This is a genomic window from Rhodothermales bacterium (assembly GCA_041391505.1).
Lineage (GTDB): Bacteria > Bacteroidota > Rhodothermia > Rhodothermales > JAHQVL01 > JAWKNW01.
The window spans coordinates 89,533-106,588 of record JAWKNW010000009.1 but is presented as its reverse complement, the minus strand read 5'-3'; the positions used below and the strand labels follow the sequence as shown (position 1 = coordinate 106,588).

Here is a 17,056-nt window from a genome sequence, read left to right as displayed (position 1 = left end):
CCCGATCGCCTTTCGCGCCCATCTGTGCGAAAGCGCCTCATCGCCCGAACGCATCCAGTGTATCTTCAAGATGCACCGCCTAAAGGCTTGACACGCAGCGACATAAGGCGTACATTACCGTTCGGTTATAGTACAACCCGGTTATGACGCATGACGCCAGAACGCCTCAACGCCACGTTCGCCGCCCTCGCAGATCCTACGCGGCGCGCCATCTTACACCGTCTGGCTTCGGGTGAAGCCACGGTCATGGAGCTTGCCAAGCCCTTCGACATGTCCCAGCCGGCCATCTCCAAGCACCTCAAAGTGCTCGAGCGCGCCGGGCTCATCTCCCGCACGCGCGAGGCGCAGAAGCGCCCCTGCCGGCTTGTCGCCGAACCCATGGCGGCCGCCATCGACTGGATGGAATCCTATCGCGAACACTGGGAGCCGGCGTTTGCCCACCTGGATGCCCTGATCGATGAGCTGCGGCGTCTCGAAACGCCGCCCCAGACCCCGGTGCGCTGAATCAGCGGCGCACGTTCCGCTCGTAGATCTCGATCCAGTCCGAGACGGTCATCTTCGACACCAGTTCGCCGATCAGCGCGAAGGGGATATCTTCCACTTTTTTGAAGCGGACGCAGCTCTTCCCCATGTCCAGCTTGCGCTTGGAGTGCTTCGGGTACGCCTGCGTGAACCAGTCCAGCAGCGCCGGATTAGCATACATCCCCATGTGGTACAGGGCGATGAAGTGCTTCTGCGAGGCAAAACTCAGAAAGGGCAGCGGATCCTTCGGGTTGCAGTGGTATCCCGGTGGATAGGCCTCATGCGGCACCACATAGCCAGGCATACCGTACTGGATGCGCTCGACGAAGCCGTCGGGCAGATGGTCGAGGATGACCTGGCGCAGGGTCTCCAGCGCCGGCCTGCGCTCCTCCGGAGCGGCGGCCAGATAGGCATCAACCGTCGTTGCAGGGATGTGCATGGTCGGGATACGGTATGGGAGTTTGGGGATGCGAGATGCCAGATCCTGGACGCGAGATGCTGGATCTGGGGTACGTGATGCGGGATGCGAGATGCGAGATGCGGGATGTGGGGTACGGGCTGCCGGATGCAAGTTCCTGGAATCGAACCACCCAGGTCATCCCGGATCCGTATCATGCACCCCGAAACAAGAATCCAGCACCCAGGATCCCGAAACAAGAATCCAGCATCCTACAGCCTTAGAGCACCGTGCGGAACGCCAGGCCCGCCGCGACCCTGTTCTGTACGTGCACTGGCGCCAGTGAGATTCTGGAGCGCGGCGGCAGCCTGCGGCGGCGCATGCTTTCCGGCTTCAAGCGCGCAAAATCAAAGCCGGCACTAGCTCCCATCAATACCATTCCGAGGACGAGACTGGTTCCCCCTCCGTCGCTCTTCGAAAAGATGTCGTTCGCGCCGGCATAGACCAGTCCCATTCCAAGGCCCCTCACGGTCAAGCCAACGAGCAGCCACCCGGGCTGGTTAGTGGCAAGGTACCCAACGCCCGGCCCTACGATCGCGCCAAACAGCATCAATGCGGTGCCGGTGTCGCTGCGTGTGCCCTCGAAAAACGTGTTCGCAGCCAACACGGGCACCGCTGTCGCCGCAATCGACAGGATCAACGGCGCATTGGGGTTTTTCATCTCCAGAGGCGGCAGCGCACCACCAACCTGGGCCGCCGCTAGCCGGGTGGCGCAGGCCAGCAATAGACAGGTAGAGGTAAAGCGGCGGGTTATATCCATTGCAGTCACCGGGCTGATTGGCGAAATACATAGCAATATAATGCCGCTGATGACCGGCGACAATACCAGGAATCAGTCCCAGGGGCCCGGTGCATACCCGGCGACGGTGAGCGCCAGGATTTCGCGTATTTCCTCGTCGAGCGCGTCCGCCGGCACGAGGCGAAGCGCCCGTTTCGCGAACCCGGGCAAGCCCTGCAGCATCAGCGAGATGCGCAGCACCTTGCCCGCGCGTGTTTCGATGCGAAACCACTTCATCACCGGAGCGAAGCGGATTTCCACGACATCATTCCAGGCCACCAGGCCGGACGTGCCTGTCATTTTACGGTACCGGATGCCCTGATCGGACATCTCGTACTTTTCGACCAGATAACCGAGTATGAGCGGCAGGGAGAGCAACGCAAATCCGATAAACGTCGCGGTCGTAAACAGCGTCGTGGTGCTGTTGGCGTAGACGTTGGAAAGGATGGCGATGCCGCCGAAAAACACCAGGCCGGCCAGCCCGACGACCAACGTCCCGGTGGGATGCGACAGGACGTGCGCGCGCGAGGTCGGCCGCTCGCGATCCCGATTGCGTGCGAGCAGGCCTGAGATAAGCGCGATGAGGACCGCCGCAAGCACCCATTTGGCGGCGGCGATCCAGACACCGGTGTCCATGGCGAGTTGGGGTTGGATGGCAGGACGTCTCCCTTCAAGTCGTTCCTGCCGCCGGCTCCGCCGGAGCCGCGCCTAACGCACCTCTTCGTCGGTCAGCTGGCGCGGATAGCGGATCTGCTCGACGATGCGCTGGACGTCCTGCGGCGGCGGCTCGGTGGCCAGCGACACCACGATCATCAGCACGAAGTTGATGAGCATCCCGACCACCCCGATCCCCTGCGCGTTGATGCCCATGAACGAGTCGATGATCGGCTTCTCCATCCCCGGGATGACGTTTTGCGCGCGCATGAGGCCGATCATGACGAATGTAAAGAGGAGGCCGGCGCTCATGCCGGCGATCGCCCCCTGCTTGTTGGCGCGCTTCCAGAAGATGCCCAGCACGATGACCGGGAAGAACGAGGCCGCCGCAAGCCCAAAGGCAAACGCCACGACCTCGGCGACGAACCCGAGCGGGTAGATGCCCAGCAGGCCGGCCATCACCACGGCGACCAGGATCATGCCCCGCCCGACGCGCAGCTTCTGGGCGTCCGTCGCATTCGGTCGCAGCATGGTGCCGTAGATGTCGTGCGCCAGCGATGACGAGATCACCAGCAGCAGGCCCGACGCGGTCGAGAGCGCCGCCGCCAGCCCGCCGGCCGCGACGAGGGCCACCACAAACGGCGGCAGACTCGCGATTTCGGGGGTCGCCAGCACGATGATATCCCGGTTGATCGCCCCCAGGAGCGACGTCGCATCCGTCGGCCCGCCCTCGGGGAAGTTGATGAGTCCGGTAGCCGCCCAGTTTTGCACCCACTCGATCTGGGTCATCCCGCTCCCCACCTCGTTGAACTGGTTCAGGATGTAGTATTTCGCAAAGATGGCCACCGCCGGCGCGGTCGTGTACAGGATGCCGATAAACAGGAGCGCCCAGAAGGCGGACCAGCGCGCGGCCTTGACCGACTTGACCGTGTAGAAGCGAACGATGACGTGCGGTAGGCCGGCCGTGCCCACCATCAGGCACAGGGCCACGCAGAAGACGTTGAGCTTGGAGAAGGACGAGAACGGATTGCTGTATGCGGTCAACCCCAGGTCGCGCTGGATGGCGTCGAGCTTGGGGAGGATCTCGCCCATCGCGATCTGCGGCACCGGGTTGTTTGTGAGCACGATGCCGATGGCGATCGCCGGGATCGTGTACGCGAAGATGAGCACACAGTACTGGGCAACCTGGGTGTACGTGATGCCTTTCATCCCCCCCAGAATGGCAAAAAACGCAACGATCGCCATCCCGATAAGCACCCCGATCTCGAAGTCCACGCTCAGAAACCGGCTAAACGCCACGCCGACACCCGACATCTGGCCGGCGACGTAGGTCAGCGACACAAAAATCGCCGCGATGGCCGCCACGAGGCGCGCGCCGCCGGAATAATAACGCGCCGCGACGAAGTCGGGGACCGTGTACTGCCCGAACTTCCGCAGATACGGGGCCAGCAGGAGCGCGAGCAACACGTAGCCGCCCGTCCACCCGAGGAGGTAGACCGCCCCGTCGTACCCCATGAACGAGATGAGGCCGGCCATCGAGATAAACGACGCCGCGCTCATCCAGTCCGCCGCCGTAGCCGCCCCGTTTGCAATAGCGGAAACCCCCTGCCCCGCCACATAAAACCCCCGCGTACTCGCGACCCGGCTTCGGTACCCGATATACAGGTACAGCGAAAACGAAAGACCGACGGTGATCCACGTCCAGTTCTGGATGCTCATGCAGGTTCGAGGTTCAAGGTTTGGGGTTCGAGGAAGTGGGATTGAGGGTTGCGATTCACGACGAGACGGCCAGGGATGAGACAAGGCCAGGCTCCCTCGACGCCCGCGCGCCTGGAACCTTGAGCCTCGTACGTGGAACCGTCAACCTATTCCGCCACGCCGGCCTCTTCATCGGCTTTGCCGCTGAGGTAGGCGTAGACGAAGATGAGGACGATGAACACGAAGATCGCGCCCTGCTGGGCCATCCAGAAACCGAACGGGATGCCCAGCACCGAAACGGCGTTCAGCTCTTCGACGAAGAGGATGCTCATCACGAACCCGACGAGGGCCCAGACCAGCAGGAGTCCAACGGTCCGCCGGATCTGCCGGCGCCAGTAGGTTTGTCGATCCATAGAAGCAACGGCTCTCGCCGGGTGAAAAGCGGCCAGAGGCCGCGGTCAAACGCGCTTCGCGCAGTCATGAACGGCTTTCGGCCGCGGTCAAGTATCGCTCAGATGCACCTTCCCCTCTTCCCTCGGAAATCGTTTATCGCTACTCGCTAATCCTCTTCCCTCGGAAATCGTTAATCGCTACTCGCTAATCCTCTTCCCTCGGCAATCGTTAATCGCTACTCGCTAATCCTAACTCGCTCATGCTACCGGTTTTTCCGTTCGTGCACCAGCGAATCCACGACGCCGGGGTCGGCCAGGGTGCTGGTGTCGCCGAGGTTGTCGTGTTCGTTGGCGGCGATCTTGCGCAGGATGCGGCGCATGATCTTGCCGGAGCGGGTTTTGGGGAGCGCCGGCGTAAACTGGATGAAATCCGGTTTCGCGATGGGGCCGATCTCCGACCGCACGTGGGCGACGAGTTCGTTCATGAGCGCGTCGGTCGGCTCGATGCCGGCGTTGAGCGTCACGTAGCAATAAATCCCCTGCCCCTTGATGTCGTGCGGGAAGCCGACGACGGCGGCCTCGGCCACGGCGGGGTGCGCAACCAGGGCGCTTTCGACCTCGGCGGTGCCGAGCCGGTGCCCCGACACGTTCAGCACGTCGTCGACACGGCCGGTGATCCAGTAGTAGCCGTCGGCGTCGCGCCGGCATCCGTCGCCGGTGAAGTACTTGCCGGCGAACGTCGAGAAATAGGTGTCGACGAACCGCTGGTGGTTCTTGTACACCGTGCGCATCTGGCCCGGCCACGAGTCCTTGATCGCCAGCACGCCCTGCGCCTCGCCCTCGAGCACCTTGCCGTCGGCGTCGAGCACTTCGGGCTGGATGCCGAAAAAGGGCAGCGACGCCGAGCCCGGCTTCTGCGGGACGGCGCCGGGGAGCGGGGTGATCAGGATGCCGCCGGTCTCGGTCTGCCACCAGGTATCCACGATGGGGCACCGCCCGTCGCCGACGACCTCGTGATACCATTTCCACGCCTCGGGGTTGATCGGCTCGCCGACGGAGCCGAGCACGCGGAGGGAGGCGCGGCTCGTCTTCTTCACGAAGTCGTCGCCGAGGCGCATCAGGGCGCGGATCGCGGTGGGCGCCGTATAAAAAATGGTGACCTTGTGGCGATCCACCACCTGCCAGAAGCGCGACGCATCGGGGTAGGTGGGGACGCCCTCGAAAAAGACCTGCGTCGCGCCGTTGGCGAGCGGGCCGTAGACGATATACGAATGCCCCGTCACCCAGCCGACGTCCGCCGTGCACCAGAAGATGTCGCCGTCGTGATAGTCGAACACGTACTGGTGCGTCATCGCGGCATAGACCAGGTAGCCGCCGGTCGTGTGGAGCACGCCCTTGGGCTTGCCGGTGGAGCCGGAGGTGTAGAGGATGAACAGCGGATCTTCGGCATCCATGGGCTCCGCCGGGCACTCCGGGGGCTGGCCGGCGGTCTCGTCGTGGACCCAGAAGTCGCGGCCGTCGACCCAGTCGACCGGGCCGGCGGTGTGTTTGACCACAAACACCCGTTTCACGCCGGGGCAGCTCTTCAGCGCCTCATCCGCATTTTTCTTCAGCGGCACGGGCTTGCCGCCGCGCAGCCCCTCGTCCGCTGTGATCACGACCGACGAATCGCAATCCAGGATGCGGTCGACCAGCGACTGGGGTGAGAAGCCGCCAAAAACCACCGAATGCACGGCGCCGATGCGGGCGCAGGCGAGCATGGCATAGGCGGCCTCGGGAATCATGGGCAGGTAGATGGTCACCCGGTCGCCCTTCTTCACCCCGTGCTGCTTCAGCATGTTGGCGAAACGGCAGACCCGCTCGTACAGCTCGCGGTACGTGATATGGACCGCATCCACCTCGGGGTCGTCCGCCTCGAAGATGAGCGCGGTCTGGTCGGCCCTTTTTGCGAGGTGACGGTCGATGCAATTGTAGGCCGCATTGAGCTTGCCGCCCTCGTACCAGCGGATGTGCACGTCGTTGCGCGCGAACGACACATCCTTCACGGCGCGAAAAGGTTCGAACCAGTCGATGCGCGCCGCCTGATCGCGCCAGAACCCCACGTTATCTTCAACCGAGCGCCGGTACATCGCCCGGTACGCTTCCATCGACGAGATATAGGCGGTGGCTTTGAATTCGGGAGACGCTTCGAATTGCTCGTGACGTCCGGAGTAGGCGGCGGTTAGCTGGTCGTTCTTCTCTTCGGCCATGGTCTCGGTGCGATGTAATGTGCATGGGATGGAGCCATCGGCGCAGAATACAGCACCCCGCCGGCTTTTTCCAGTTTTTTTTCCGTTCCCCCGAGGGGTGCCTATATTCGAGGATCCCGCCCTAAACCCCGATTCGACATGACCACGCGCCGGCTTTTTGTCCTACTTCCCCTCCTCCTGCTCCTCCCCCTCCCCGCCGCGGCCCAGGTGGCCGCGCCGGATGCCGTAGGGGCCTACGCCGGCGCCATCGCCCATAGCCGGGAGGCCGTCGCGTCCCTCATGCAGCGCGAAACCGTCCCGGGCATCTCGGTCGCCGTGATGGTCGCCGGCGACATCGTCTGGGCGGAAGGCTTCGGCTGGGCGGACATCGAGCAGCGCGTTCCCGTGACGCCGCTCACCAAAATGCGCATCGGCAGCGTCAGCAAGCCGATCACCTCCGCCGCCGTGGGGCTGTTGATGGAGGCCGGCCGGCTCGACCTCGACGCGCCGATCCAGACCTACGTGCCGTCGTTTCCGGACAAGGGCTACCCCATCACGACGCGCCAGCTCGCCGGCCATCTCGCCGGCATCCGGCACTACCGGGGCAACGAGATGGAGAGCGCCGCCTACTACCCCACCGTAGCGGCCGGACTGGCCATCTTCCGGGACGACCCGCTGCTGACGCCCCCCGGCGAGCGCTACAGCTACTCGAGCTACGGCTGGAACCTCGTCAGCGCCGCGGTGGAAGGCGCGGCCGGCGAACCCTTTCTCGCGTTCATGCAGCGCGCCGTGTTCGACGCGCTGGCGCTCCGGCACACCACCGCCGAGCACATGGACAGCCTTATCGCGTACCGGACGCGCTACTACGTCCACGACGACGCGGGGCGGGTCGTCAACGCGCCGTATGTCGACAACAGCTACAAGTGGGCCGGCGGCGGGTTCATCTCCACCGCCGAGGATGTCGTCCGCTTCGGCGACGCCATCCTGCATGGCCGGCTCCTCCGCACATCGACCGTGGATGCGCTGTGGGCCTCTCAGCGGACGAACGACGGCGCCCTCACCGGGTATGGCATCGGGTGGCGGACGAGCGTGGACGACGAGGGCCGGCGGATGGTCGGCCACACGGGCGGGTCGGTCGGCGGCACCACCCTCTTCACGATCTATCCCGACGAAGATCTGATCGTCTGCGTCATCTCGAACCTGTCCGACACCCGGTATGGCGGGCTGGACCAGACCCTCGCCGCTTTTTTCCTCGAAGCTATGTTAAGGCGGTAGTAGTAGGTTATTGCGATGGGTCCCTTGGGGATCGGTAGGCATCGCCGATACACGGCATGTAGGTGTTTCGGCCTACCGTAGTCACAGCAAACCACTACCCGTGTGAGCAGACAACAGATACAGGCCATGGCGGGGTCTATCCCGCCACCGCCCTTTCTGGCCTTCAAGGTGCTGAAGATTGCCCGGCAGGAGCCGTTGGACTTCAACGCGCTCGCCCGCCTGGTCGCCACGGATGCCTCGTTGAGCAGCCTCTTGATCAAACGGGCGAATTCATCCCGTTTCGGCGTGCGAAAACCCATCACCGACCTGCAACGCGCGCTCGTTGCGCTGGGGCGCGACCAGGTCGTCAACCTCACGATGATCGAGGCCATGCGCGCCCTGCGCGCCCAGTCGCGCGTGCCCTGGCCGGGCGGCGACGACCGCTTCTGGAAGCACTCGGTCGCCGTGGCCATAACAGCTCGCTTTCTGGCCATCGAACTCGGCATGCCGTACCCTGAGGAGGCGTTCACCTGCGGGTTGCTGCACGATTTCGGGAAGCTGGTGATGCTGAGCCACAGTACGCAGGCCTACCGCACCGTCCTGGAAGAGTCCGCCCGGATCGGCAAGCCGCTCCACAAGACGGAGTTTGAACTGCTCGGCCTCACCCACGCGACGGTCGTCGGCGCCGTGTGCCGGCAATGGCGGTTACCCGATTCGCTCACGCACGCGGTGGAATCGCACCATGAAAAGCCCGACATCGTGTTCGGCACGCTGGCCAACCTCGTGCGGAGCGCCAACTTGCTGGTCAAGGTGGCCAACATCGGCCAGAGCGGTTCGGCGTTCGTGCATGCCGATTCCTTCGCCCGCATGCCGCACGGCCGGCTTTCTATGGATAAACTCGGCGAGATGCTGGTGAGGCTCCCGGAGATGGTGGACGAACTCGCGGCCTACGTCCTCGGAAGCGCTGCCGGAACGCCCTCGCCCCACATCATCCGGGAAGCGCCGCACGATCCGGTGTGGGTGGACATCACCCAGGAGGACGAGCGCCGGCTCGTCTCGTATATCCTCTTTCGGGAAGGATTCGATCCCCGGCTGCCTTCCCCCCTCACACAGGATCCTCCCCCATCGGTGACGTTCATCGTGACCGACCGGGCCAACCTGTACGAGGGACGCTCTCACGTGATCGACTACCTCGCCTGGCGATCCGTCCAGCGCCCCGATCCCGAGAACTACCTCGATGGCGCCGACCTGCACACGTGGCTCGCCGGCGCGCTCAACCAGCATGAGGCCGCTTCAGCCCGGGCGGCCTGAGCCTCGGTCGATCTCCTCGTCGTAAACCATCAGCATTCGGGTCTCATTATGTCACACAGCGTGCTCGATACGTGTGTCCTGCTCGAACTCCTGCAGTCCGACAGCCCCTTCCGGCAACAGGTTCATAAAACCGTCGAACAGGTCGAATCGGGAGGGAAAGCCGCGTGCTGCATCGCCGAGCCGTGCCTCGCCGAAGTGTGGAACGTGCTTACGCGCCCACCGATCATGAACGGATTCGGATACGCCTCGCACAAAGCCCGCAATCTCATCGACGCGCTCGTGGACCAGTACCCGCTCCTCGAGATGCGGCACGACCACACGCCGTCCTGGCTCGACGTAGCCAGTGGGTACGGCCTGACCGGGCAACACGTACGGCATGCCCGGCTCGTCTCGACGATGATGGCCCACGGCGTATCGCAGCTCATCCGGGTCAGCGACGAGGAATTTCCGGAGATCGGGGGGATACGCGTGCTGCAGGTAGGCATGGCGCTCGTGTGAGCGGCGCGCTGCCCGGGTCAGCTACAAAAGTTCATCGGGCGACAACGAGGGGACGTATTTCCTCACGCTGATCTGTGCGTAGCCGAACGAAGTACATGCCGGGCGGATACGCAGATGCATCCCAGGAAAGCTGTCGCATGCCGGCGATCCGGTCATCCAGCAGCCTGGCGATACGGCGACCGAGCACGTCATACACCTCGATCTGCATGGGTAAGGCGTGGTCCGCCTCGATCACGATCTGGACCTGATCGCGAGCGGGGCTCGGATACACGGACATGGCGACGGCACGAAGCGGCAGGCCGTCGTCCGAGATCGCAATCGGCTCGCCATAATGCGATTCTTCGCGATAATCGTTCATCCAGGCCGTGCCGTCCCAGGTCTGTTCGAGCGACTCCAGGATATCGCCGTCGGCGTCGTACGTATCGAACGTCGCGAACGTATTTACCCATTCGGTGTCACGCCACGACTGCGTGATATATTCCGTACGCTGCCCTGCATCGTTGTACGTGGAACTCCTCCTGCTCGTGAATACCCAGTCGACGATGAACTGCTCGCTCGTGCTCAAGACCTCTTTCGCGTCGCCGTCATAATAGGTGGTAATCCGGCTCAGATCGATCCACGATTCCGCTCCCATATCGTCTTCAACCAGCACCTGTCGCGTGCTGATTCTCGTGAGTTCATCCGGGTAGGTGTAAAGATTACGGCTGACGTTCTGCAACGTCATGGCCGTCTCGTCATAGACCCACAACGACGTAGCTTCGAGTTGCGACATCGCATCGTAGGTATAGTCCGTGCGAGAAACATCCCGCCATTCCCCGTCTTCCATCATCTGGATCAACGTCTGAGCGAGCAATCCATCCGTTGCGCGTGTCGAGACGGATCGGAGATCGCCCACCCAGGCGTCGTTATCCCAGATTTCGAACAGGAAACCCATCGATACGCCGTCGGCATCAAAGTCGTTCGTCTGGCGGAAGGAGTTCACCCATGCCCCGTCGACCCACACCTGTTCCACGGTGGAGACGAGCAAGCCGTTTTCATCGAACTCGACGAAATCAAGCGTCTGGTTGACCCACTCGCCATTCTCGTAGACCTGCGTCAGGGCCCCGTCAACCATGCCGTCCGGCCCAAAGGTGAACCTTGAGAGCTTATCATTCATCCACGCGCTTTCCAGCCATTCCTGGTACAGAATTTCCAGCAACGTGCCCTCGGCCGCATGGAGACCAGCGGCCGGAATGCCCACGGTTCGAAGTACCGCGCAGGGATTGCCGGACGCCAGCGTGAACGCGACCAGTTTCTCGAGCCGTGGATTGTCGTGGGTAAATCGGGCAGCCGGCTCGACTTGAATGGAGGCATGCGATGCCATTTCACCCGAACGTTCGGGTCCGCATGCTTGAGCTAGGGCGACCGACGCGGTCGCGAGGAGGATCGCAACGAAGATGGATACCGTTTTCATGAGCTACACAGAACCTTATCGCGCATCCCCGTGGGGTACGCGGAGCGAGAGAAAACGGACGTCATACACGATGTACTTACACAGGATCACCTCCCGCATTCGCCCGCGCACCGTTGGAATCGGTGCCTGGACCAATATCCCCAGTGGATCCGCCAATCGCAAATCATGACATCCCGACGGCTCGGGGGCGTGAACCTAGTTGCCCCCGCAGCGTCTGACGGGACACCTGTTGCCACACGAACGCCGGCCATGAACCTCCGCACCGTCCACGCCACCCGCTACGTCACCCCCCTCCGCGAGGGGGGATCGCTGCCGGCTATCGTCGAAGCGGACGACGAGGGGACCTATGTCCTCAAGTTTCGCGGCGCCGGCCAGGGGCCGAAAGTCCTTATCGCCGAGGTGATCGCCGGTGAACTTGCGCGCGCCGTCGGCCTGCCCATCCCCGAGATCGTGCTCGTCGAACTCGACCCTGAGATGGCCCGAACCGAGCCCGACCCCGAAATCCAGGCCCTGATCCGCGGCAGCGCCGGCCTCAACCTGGCGTTCGACTACCTGCCCGGCTCGATCACGTTCGACCCGGTGGTCGACACCCCCGACGCCGACCTCGCGTCGCGCATCGTCTGGTTCGACGCGCTGATGACTAACGTCGACCGCACCCCGCGCAACCCGAACCTGCTCATGTGGCATCGCCGGCTCTGGCTGATCGACCACGGGGCCTGTCTCTATTTTCACCACGCGTGGTCCGACTACCCGGCGCGCAGCCGCGACCGGTTCGCGGCCATCAAACACCACGTGCTGCTCCCGTTCGCCTCGGCCCTCGACGCGGCGGCCGACGCGCTGCGCCAGCGCATCACGCCGGCGCTCATCGAGCAGGTCGTCGCCCTCGTGCCGGATGCATGGCTGCTCCACGACGCCCCGTTCGACCGCGTTGCCGACCACCGCGCGGCGTACGTCGACTATCTGCGACGCCGGCTCGAGTCCCCGTTCGACTTCCAGGAGGAGGTATCCCGTGCCCGATCGCTGCTTGTATGACTACGCGGTCCTGCGCGTCGTCCCCCGGATCGAGCGCGAGGAATTTATCAACGCCGGCATCATCCTGTCCTGCCCGTCGCGGGGCTTCCTGGAGGCGCGCATCGAACTGGACGAGCCCCGCCTCCTGGCCATCCACCCGGGAGCGGACCTGGAAACCATCCGCAATCACCTCGCGGTCATCCCCATCCTCTGCGCCGGCGGCAGCCATGCCGGCCCGATCGGCCAGCTCTCCAAACGCGAACGCTACCACTGGCTCGTCGCCCCGCGCAGCACGATGATCCAGCCCTCCCCCTCCCACACGGGCCTCTGCGACAACCCCGCCGCCGCGCTCGAACACCTGATGAACACGATGGTCCGCATCAAGAGGACCTGAGAAACAGGAGGGGGCGTCCATCCGCGCCGCATCCATCTGCGCTGCCGGTTGCTTGCGGCGCCCGGGTCGAATGGCGGCCCGCGCAATGGGTTTTTAGAATTTCAACAACTTCCGAAGACGTTACGGGGCGTACGTGTAGTCCATCGCCTCGGCCGGCTCCTGCGCCAGCCGCGCCTTCCATGACGCCTCGATCACATCCGGAGTCGTCCCGGTAACGCGTTGCAGCCCGCCGGCGCCATCCTTCCACAAGGCCTCCACCGCTTCGACGCCGTACGTCTCGTAGATAAACCCGATGAGGCTGCCGGCTTGCGGGTAGGTGATGAGGTCGTTATGGCGGGAAAAGGAGCGCGTCAGCTCATCCCATGACAGCTGGACCCCTTCGCGGCCGAGAAAGGCCGCGAGCCTGTGGAGGTCGTGCCCATGCCAGTTGCCCGTCGCATACACGGCCAGTCCTTCGTTGACCCAGCGCTCCGGAGTCCCCCATCGATTCATCGCGACGACATGCAGCAGCTCGTGTGTGGCGCTGAGCATCATGCGTTCATTCACGATGTAACAGAGCGTGCGCGTCTTGAAAAAGGCGATGCCGTTCGTTTCGTGGCCGATCAGGGCGCGCATGCGGTCCCGGGAATCGACCAGAAAGATCGTGGCCCGCGGCTCTTCCTGGTGGGCGCCGAGCACCCGGTTCACCCGGACGAGCGACGCCTCGACATCCCGCTTGACCTCCTCCAGCCGGCGCTCGCCCTCCGAGCCTCGTTCGGCATACACGACGAAGTGCGCGGTCGAATCGGCCCGCCAGTCGAACCCCGTTTTCTTCGCCAGATCGTCCGGCCCCGGCTGCCGTGCCGTAGTCAACGCGCACCCTGCGAGCACGAGCCCCAGCAGCATCCCGCACAGGCTCCATCCGGCACGGTGGACGTATCTGCGTGGCATCGGCCTTACACCAGGCTCTCGGGAGGGAACGCGGCCGGATCGAAATCTGGCGCAGGATACTGGGGATTCATCTCCTCCAGCGTGTCGGCGATGAGTTCGGTGATGAGCAGGTTGCGAAACCACTGATGCTCGGCGGGGATGACGTACCAGGGCGCCGCCGGCGTCGCGGAACGGTTCAGCGCGATCTCGTAGCATTTCATGTACTCGTCCCACAGCTCGCGCTCCTTCAGATCTCCGGGGTTGAACTTCCAGTGGCTGTCCGGCTCCACGAGCCGCCGGCGGAGCCGCTCCAGCTGGTAATCCTTGGAGATGTGAAGCATGATCTTGAGCACGCGGGTGCCGGCGTCGGCGAGCAGCGCCTCGAACCGGTTGATATGATCGTACCGGCGTTCGATGATCTCTTTCGGCGCCCATCCGTGCACGCGAACGACCAGCACATCCTCGTAATGCGACCGGTTGAAGATCCCGATCATGCCCTTCTTCGGCGCTACGTCGTGGACGCGCCACAGGAAGTCATGCGCCAGCTCGATGGGGGTCGGGGCCTTGAAGCCGTTCACGCGGCACCCCTGCGGATTGACGCCCCGGAATACCTCGCGGATCGTGCTGTCTTTACCGCCCGTGTCCATCGCCTGCAGCACGACGAGCAGCGACTGCTTGCCCTCGGCAAAAAGCCGTTCCTGCAGGTTCGCCATGCGTTTCCGGTTCTTCTTTTTCCGGCGGTCCACGGCCTTGTCGTTTTCCAGGCCCTGAGTGTCGGACGGGTCGATCGAGGCGAGCTTGAATTTTTTACCGGTCGGGACGCGGTAGCGGGTGTAATCGAAGTCGGGTTTGGACACGGATTCGGTCGGGACGGTTGATGTAAAGAACGGTTGAATCTAACGTTCACCGGATCATCGTTCAACGTTCGCACGTCCTTGCTCCACGCGCCACGCCGATCCGCCGTATATTTCCCCGGCCCATTCCTTTCCTCGACGCCCCATCCATGCGGTTTCGTCATCGCCCCCTGCGTCTATCCCCTCTCCGTCGCGCGCTCGTCACGACGGCCGGCGCCGCGCTGCTGGCGGGGCTGGCCTCGCTGCTCGTCCCGGTGCCGGCCGGCCTGCTCGCCGAGCCCGAGGTGGTGAGTGTTCGGGTGACTGACCGGGCCGGCGCGCTGCTGCGCGAAATCCGGCCGGATGGACGGGGCATCCCCATCGAGCTCGACGTCCTGCCGGCCCACGTCGCCGAGGCGCTCGTCGCGATCGAGGATCGTTATTTTTACCGCCATCCCGGCGTCAACCCGCTGGCGCTGCTCCGCGCCGCGCGCGACAACGCCGGCGCCGGGCACGTCGTGAGCGGCGGCTCCACGATCACGATGCAGGTGGCGCGCGCCCTGCGCAAATCCACCCGCCGCACCCTGTTCACCAAACTCGCCGAGGCGCATCTCGCGCTCCGGCTCGAGGCGCGGCTGACCAAACGCGAGATCCTCGCGCTGTGGCTCAACAGGGTGTACTTCGGCAACCAGGCCTACGGCATCGAGGCGGCGGCGCGGACCTATTTCGGGAAGAGTGCGAGCGACCTGACCCTGGCCGAGGCGGCCTTTCTGGTCGGGCTACCCCAGAGCCCGGTTGCGTTCGACCCCTACCGGCACGCCGATGCGGCGCGGCGCCGGCAACAGCGCGTCCTCAACGCCATGGCCGCGACGGCGCGCCTGGCGCCCGATGAGGCCGCCCGACTCGGCGCGCTCCCGATCCCGACGCGGCCGCCCGACCAGACGTTCCAGGCGCCGCATTTCGTCGAATTCGTGCGCAGCCAGCTCGGCGACCGCGCCGGCCTGGCCGAGGTGCGCACCACGCTCGACGCCCGGCTTCAGCAGACGGTCGAGGCCCTCGCGCGCACCCACCTCGCCCGGCTGAACAGCGAAAACGTCAGCAACGCCGCCGTCATCGTGCTGGACAACGCCACCGGCGACATCCGCGCCTACCTCGGCAGCGCGGATTTCTGGAATGCGGCGACGGGCGGACAGAACGACGGCGTGCAGGCGCGGCGTCAGCCGGGGAGCGCGCTGAAGCCGTTCACCTATGCCCTGGCGCTTGAAAGCCGGCGGTACACGCCCGCTTCCATCCTGGCCGACCTCGAAATCCAGATCCCCGAAGCCGGCGGCGCCTTCGCCCCGCAAAACTACGACCGGACCTTCCACGGCCCCGTGCCCCTGCGCGAGGCGCTCGCCAACAGCTACAACGTGCCGGCCGTCCGCGTCGCCCGCGAGATCGGGCCGGCCAGCATCCTCGACCGCCTCCATGCATTCGGTCTCGCCTCGCTCGACCGGCCGGCGGAGCACTACGGCGTGGGCATCACGCTGGGCAACGGGGAAGTCCGGCTCATTGAACTCGCCCGCGCGTACGCCGGTCTCGCGCGCGGAGGCGCGCTCCCGGCGCTGCGCGCCATCGCGTCGATAACGAGTCTCGACGGCGCCGTCGAACAGCCCGCGCCGCCGGCGACGGCGCCACGCGTCATCGCGCCCGACGTCGCCTACCTGATGGCGGACATCCTGTCGGACCCCGAAGCCAGGCAGGCCGCATTCGGCCGCTACGGACCGCTCGAGCTGCCGTTTCCCGCCGCGGTAAAAACCGGCACCACCAAAGATTATCGCGACAACTGGGCGGTGGGATTCACGCCGGCCTACACCGTTGGCGTCTGGGTGGGCAACTTCGACGGCAGCCCGATGCAGCGCGTGAGCGGCGTCTCGGGCGCGGGGCCGCTGTTCAAGTCGATCCTGCTCGAACTCGGGCCCGGCGGCGCGTTTGACGCCCCGGCCGGCGTCGCCGACGCCGTCGTATGCCCCGCGAGCGGGAAGCTGCCGGGGGCGGCCTGCCCCGTGCGAAAACGCATCGCCTTCCTCGCCGGCAGCATCCCGACGGACACCTGCGCCGTCCATCGCCGGTACGACATCGACCGCCGCAACGGGCTCCTCGCCGACGCCGACACGCCGGCCTCGGCCCGGCAGTCCATCACCTACGCCGTCCATCCCCCCGAATACCGGGAATGGATGCGGGAACGCGGCATGCCGCTCCCTCCCACGGTCACGCTGGCGCAGGCCGCGGCCCGGGACGAGGCGCCCTCGCCACATGCCGGCCTGCGCGTCGCCTACCCGATATCGGGGGCGCGTTTCCAGCTGGATCCGGTGCTGCGGCGCGGCTACCAGCGCATCAAGCTGCAGGCCGTCGTCGACGAAACGCTCGTGCATCCCGAGTGGTGGGTGGACGGCGCGGCGTTCCCCGGATCGATCGACGAGGCCTTCCTTGCGCTCGCCCCCGGCACCCATACCATCGAACTGCGCGCCCGCACGCTGGAAGGCGACGCCGTGCGCAGCCTGCCGGCCCGGATCGCCGTCATCGACCCGCTCGAGGAGCCGGCCTCCTTGCCCGATCCCCGGGTGCTCGGGGCGCCGGATTGAACGTCCGTCCGGCGATCGCCGGACGGCCCCTTTACACGAC

At 64.8% G+C, this 17,056-nt stretch carries 16 protein-coding genes; 7 read left to right on the top strand and 9 right to left on the bottom strand.

Annotated elements, in window-relative coordinates; all coding sequences use genetic code 11:
- Nucleotides 1-150: 150 nt before the first annotated feature.
- Nucleotides 151-504 carry a metalloregulator ArsR/SmtB family transcription factor gene (locus R2834_10930; GenBank protein MEZ4700834.1) on the top strand — a complete coding sequence of 118 codons (354 nt, stop codon included), beginning with the start codon at nt 151-153 and terminating at the stop codon, nt 502-504.
- A gap of 1 nt (nt 505) precedes the next feature.
- Here R2834_10930 and R2834_10925 read toward each other — a convergent pair whose 3' ends face one another.
- The 6 genes from R2834_10925 to acs all read right to left on the bottom strand — a co-directional run bounded on the left by R2834_10925 (nt 506) and on the right by acs (nt 6,750).
- Nucleotides 506-961 carry a DUF1801 domain-containing protein gene (locus tag R2834_10925; protein MEZ4700833.1) on the bottom strand — a complete coding sequence of 152 codons (456 nt, stop codon included), beginning with the start codon at nt 959-961 and terminating at the stop codon, nt 506-508.
- Between the two features lie 238 nt (nt 962-1,199).
- On the bottom strand, nt 1,200-1,739 hold the full coding sequence (locus tag R2834_10920; protein ID MEZ4700832.1) for a hypothetical protein: 540 nt from the start codon (nt 1,737-1,739) through the stop codon (nt 1,200-1,202).
- A gap of 72 nt (nt 1,740-1,811) precedes the next feature.
- Complete coding sequence (locus R2834_10915; protein MEZ4700831.1) at nt 1,812-2,393, bottom strand: hypothetical protein; 582 nt, start codon at nt 2,391-2,393, stop codon at nt 1,812-1,814.
- A gap of 72 nt (nt 2,394-2,465) precedes the next feature.
- Nucleotides 2,466-4,130 carry a sodium:solute symporter family protein gene (locus R2834_10910; GenBank protein ID MEZ4700830.1) on the bottom strand — a complete coding sequence of 555 codons (1,665 nt, stop codon included), beginning with the start codon at nt 4,128-4,130 and terminating at the stop codon, nt 2,466-2,468.
- A 146-nt stretch (nt 4,131-4,276) separates the two neighbouring features.
- Nucleotides 4,277-4,522 carry a DUF4212 domain-containing protein gene (locus R2834_10905; protein ID MEZ4700829.1) on the bottom strand — a complete coding sequence of 82 codons (246 nt, stop codon included), beginning with the start codon at nt 4,520-4,522 and terminating at the stop codon, nt 4,277-4,279.
- A gap of 242 nt (nt 4,523-4,764) precedes the next feature.
- A complete protein-coding gene (gene acs, locus R2834_10900; protein ID MEZ4700828.1) occupies nt 4,765-6,750 on the bottom strand; it encodes an acetate--CoA ligase in 1,986 nt (661 codons plus the stop codon).
- Nucleotides 6,751-6,888: 138 nt separating this feature from the next.
- On the opposite strand from acs, the gene R2834_10895 reads away from it, so the two are divergent.
- The 3 genes from R2834_10895 (at nt 6,889) to R2834_10885 (ending at nt 9,792) form a co-directional block, all read left to right on the top strand.
- Nucleotides 6,889-8,004 (top strand): serine hydrolase domain-containing protein, encoded by a 1,116-nt coding sequence (locus tag R2834_10895; GenBank protein MEZ4700827.1) that lies wholly within the window; start codon nt 6,889-6,891, stop codon nt 8,002-8,004.
- A gap of 102 nt (nt 8,005-8,106) precedes the next feature.
- Nucleotides 8,107-9,294, top strand: a complete 1,188-nt coding sequence (locus R2834_10890) for an HDOD domain-containing protein (protein ID MEZ4700826.1) — start codon at nt 8,107-8,109, stop codon at nt 9,292-9,294.
- A gap of 60 nt (nt 9,295-9,354) precedes the next feature.
- Nucleotides 9,355-9,792 (top strand): PIN domain-containing protein, encoded by a 438-nt coding sequence (locus tag R2834_10885; GenBank protein MEZ4700825.1) that lies wholly within the window; start codon nt 9,355-9,357, stop codon nt 9,790-9,792.
- 31 nt (nt 9,793-9,823) lie between these two features.
- Here the strand turns inward: R2834_10885 and R2834_10880 are convergent, their stop codons facing one another.
- Complete coding sequence (locus R2834_10880; GenBank protein MEZ4700824.1) at nt 9,824-11,245, bottom strand: T9SS type A sorting domain-containing protein; 1,422 nt, start codon at nt 11,243-11,245, stop codon at nt 9,824-9,826.
- Between the two features lie 249 nt (nt 11,246-11,494).
- Between R2834_10880 and R2834_10875 the strand changes: the two genes are divergently transcribed.
- Together R2834_10875 and R2834_10870 are read left to right on the top strand one after the other, a co-directional pair.
- Entirely contained in the window at nt 11,495-12,277 is a 783-nt protein-coding gene (locus R2834_10875; protein MEZ4700823.1) for a HipA family kinase, read from the top strand.
- The gene (locus tag R2834_10870) at nt 12,255-12,650 is read left to right on the top strand and encodes a DUF3037 domain-containing protein (protein ID MEZ4700822.1); all 396 of its coding nucleotides are present in this window, start codon (nt 12,255-12,257) and stop codon (nt 12,648-12,650) included. The genes R2834_10875 and R2834_10870 overlap by 23 nt, the downstream gene beginning before the upstream one ends.
- A 120-nt stretch (nt 12,651-12,770) precedes the next feature.
- Here R2834_10870 and R2834_10865 read toward each other — a convergent pair whose 3' ends face one another.
- The gene (locus tag R2834_10865) at nt 12,771-13,580 is read right to left on the bottom strand and encodes a hypothetical protein (GenBank protein ID MEZ4700821.1); all 810 of its coding nucleotides are present in this window, start codon (nt 13,578-13,580) and stop codon (nt 12,771-12,773) included.
- A gap of 5 nt (nt 13,581-13,585) precedes the next feature.
- Nucleotides 13,586-14,416 (bottom strand): polyphosphate kinase 2 family protein, encoded by an 831-nt coding sequence (locus R2834_10860; GenBank protein MEZ4700820.1) that lies wholly within the window; start codon nt 14,414-14,416, stop codon nt 13,586-13,588.
- Between the two features lie 146 nt (nt 14,417-14,562).
- On the opposite strand from R2834_10860, the gene pbpC reads away from it, so the two are divergent.
- Complete coding sequence (gene pbpC, locus R2834_10855; protein ID MEZ4700819.1) at nt 14,563-17,016, top strand: penicillin-binding protein 1C; 2,454 nt, start codon at nt 14,563-14,565, stop codon at nt 17,014-17,016.
- The last annotated feature ends 40 nt before the right edge of the window (nt 17,017-17,056 follow it).

Excerpts from the sequence above, each read along its gene's own strand:
- R2834_10930 (MEZ4700834.1), top strand. The coding sequence starts at position 151 with ATGACGCCAGAACGCCTCAACGCCACGTTCGCCGCCCTCGCAGATCCT.
- R2834_10925 (MEZ4700833.1), bottom strand. The coding sequence starts at position 961 with ATGCACATCCCTGCAACGACGGTTGATGCCTATCTGGCCGCCGCTCCG.
- R2834_10920 (MEZ4700832.1), bottom strand. The coding sequence starts at position 1,739 with ATGGATATAACCCGCCGCTTTACCTCTACCTGTCTATTGCTGGCCTGC.
- R2834_10915 (MEZ4700831.1), bottom strand. The coding sequence starts at position 2,393 with ATGGACACCGGTGTCTGGATCGCCGCCGCCAAATGGGTGCTTGCGGCG.
- R2834_10910 (MEZ4700830.1), bottom strand. The coding sequence starts at position 4,130 with ATGAGCATCCAGAACTGGACGTGGATCACCGTCGGTCTTTCGTTTTCG.
- R2834_10905 (MEZ4700829.1), bottom strand. The coding sequence starts at position 4,522 with ATGGATCGACAAACCTACTGGCGCCGGCAGATCCGGCGGACCGTTGGA.
- acs (MEZ4700828.1), bottom strand. The coding sequence starts at position 6,750 with ATGGCCGAAGAGAAGAACGACCAGCTAACCGCCGCCTACTCCGGACGT.
- R2834_10895 (MEZ4700827.1), top strand. The coding sequence starts at position 6,889 with ATGACCACGCGCCGGCTTTTTGTCCTACTTCCCCTCCTCCTGCTCCTC.
- R2834_10880 (MEZ4700824.1), bottom strand. The coding sequence starts at position 11,245 with ATGAAAACGGTATCCATCTTCGTTGCGATCCTCCTCGCGACCGCGTCG.
- R2834_10875 (MEZ4700823.1), top strand. The coding sequence starts at position 11,495 with ATGAACCTCCGCACCGTCCACGCCACCCGCTACGTCACCCCCCTCCGC.
- R2834_10865 (MEZ4700821.1), bottom strand. The coding sequence starts at position 13,580 with ATGCCACGCAGATACGTCCACCGTGCCGGATGGAGCCTGTGCGGGATG.
- pbpC (MEZ4700819.1), top strand. The coding sequence starts at position 14,563 with ATGCGGTTTCGTCATCGCCCCCTGCGTCTATCCCCTCTCCGTCGCGCG.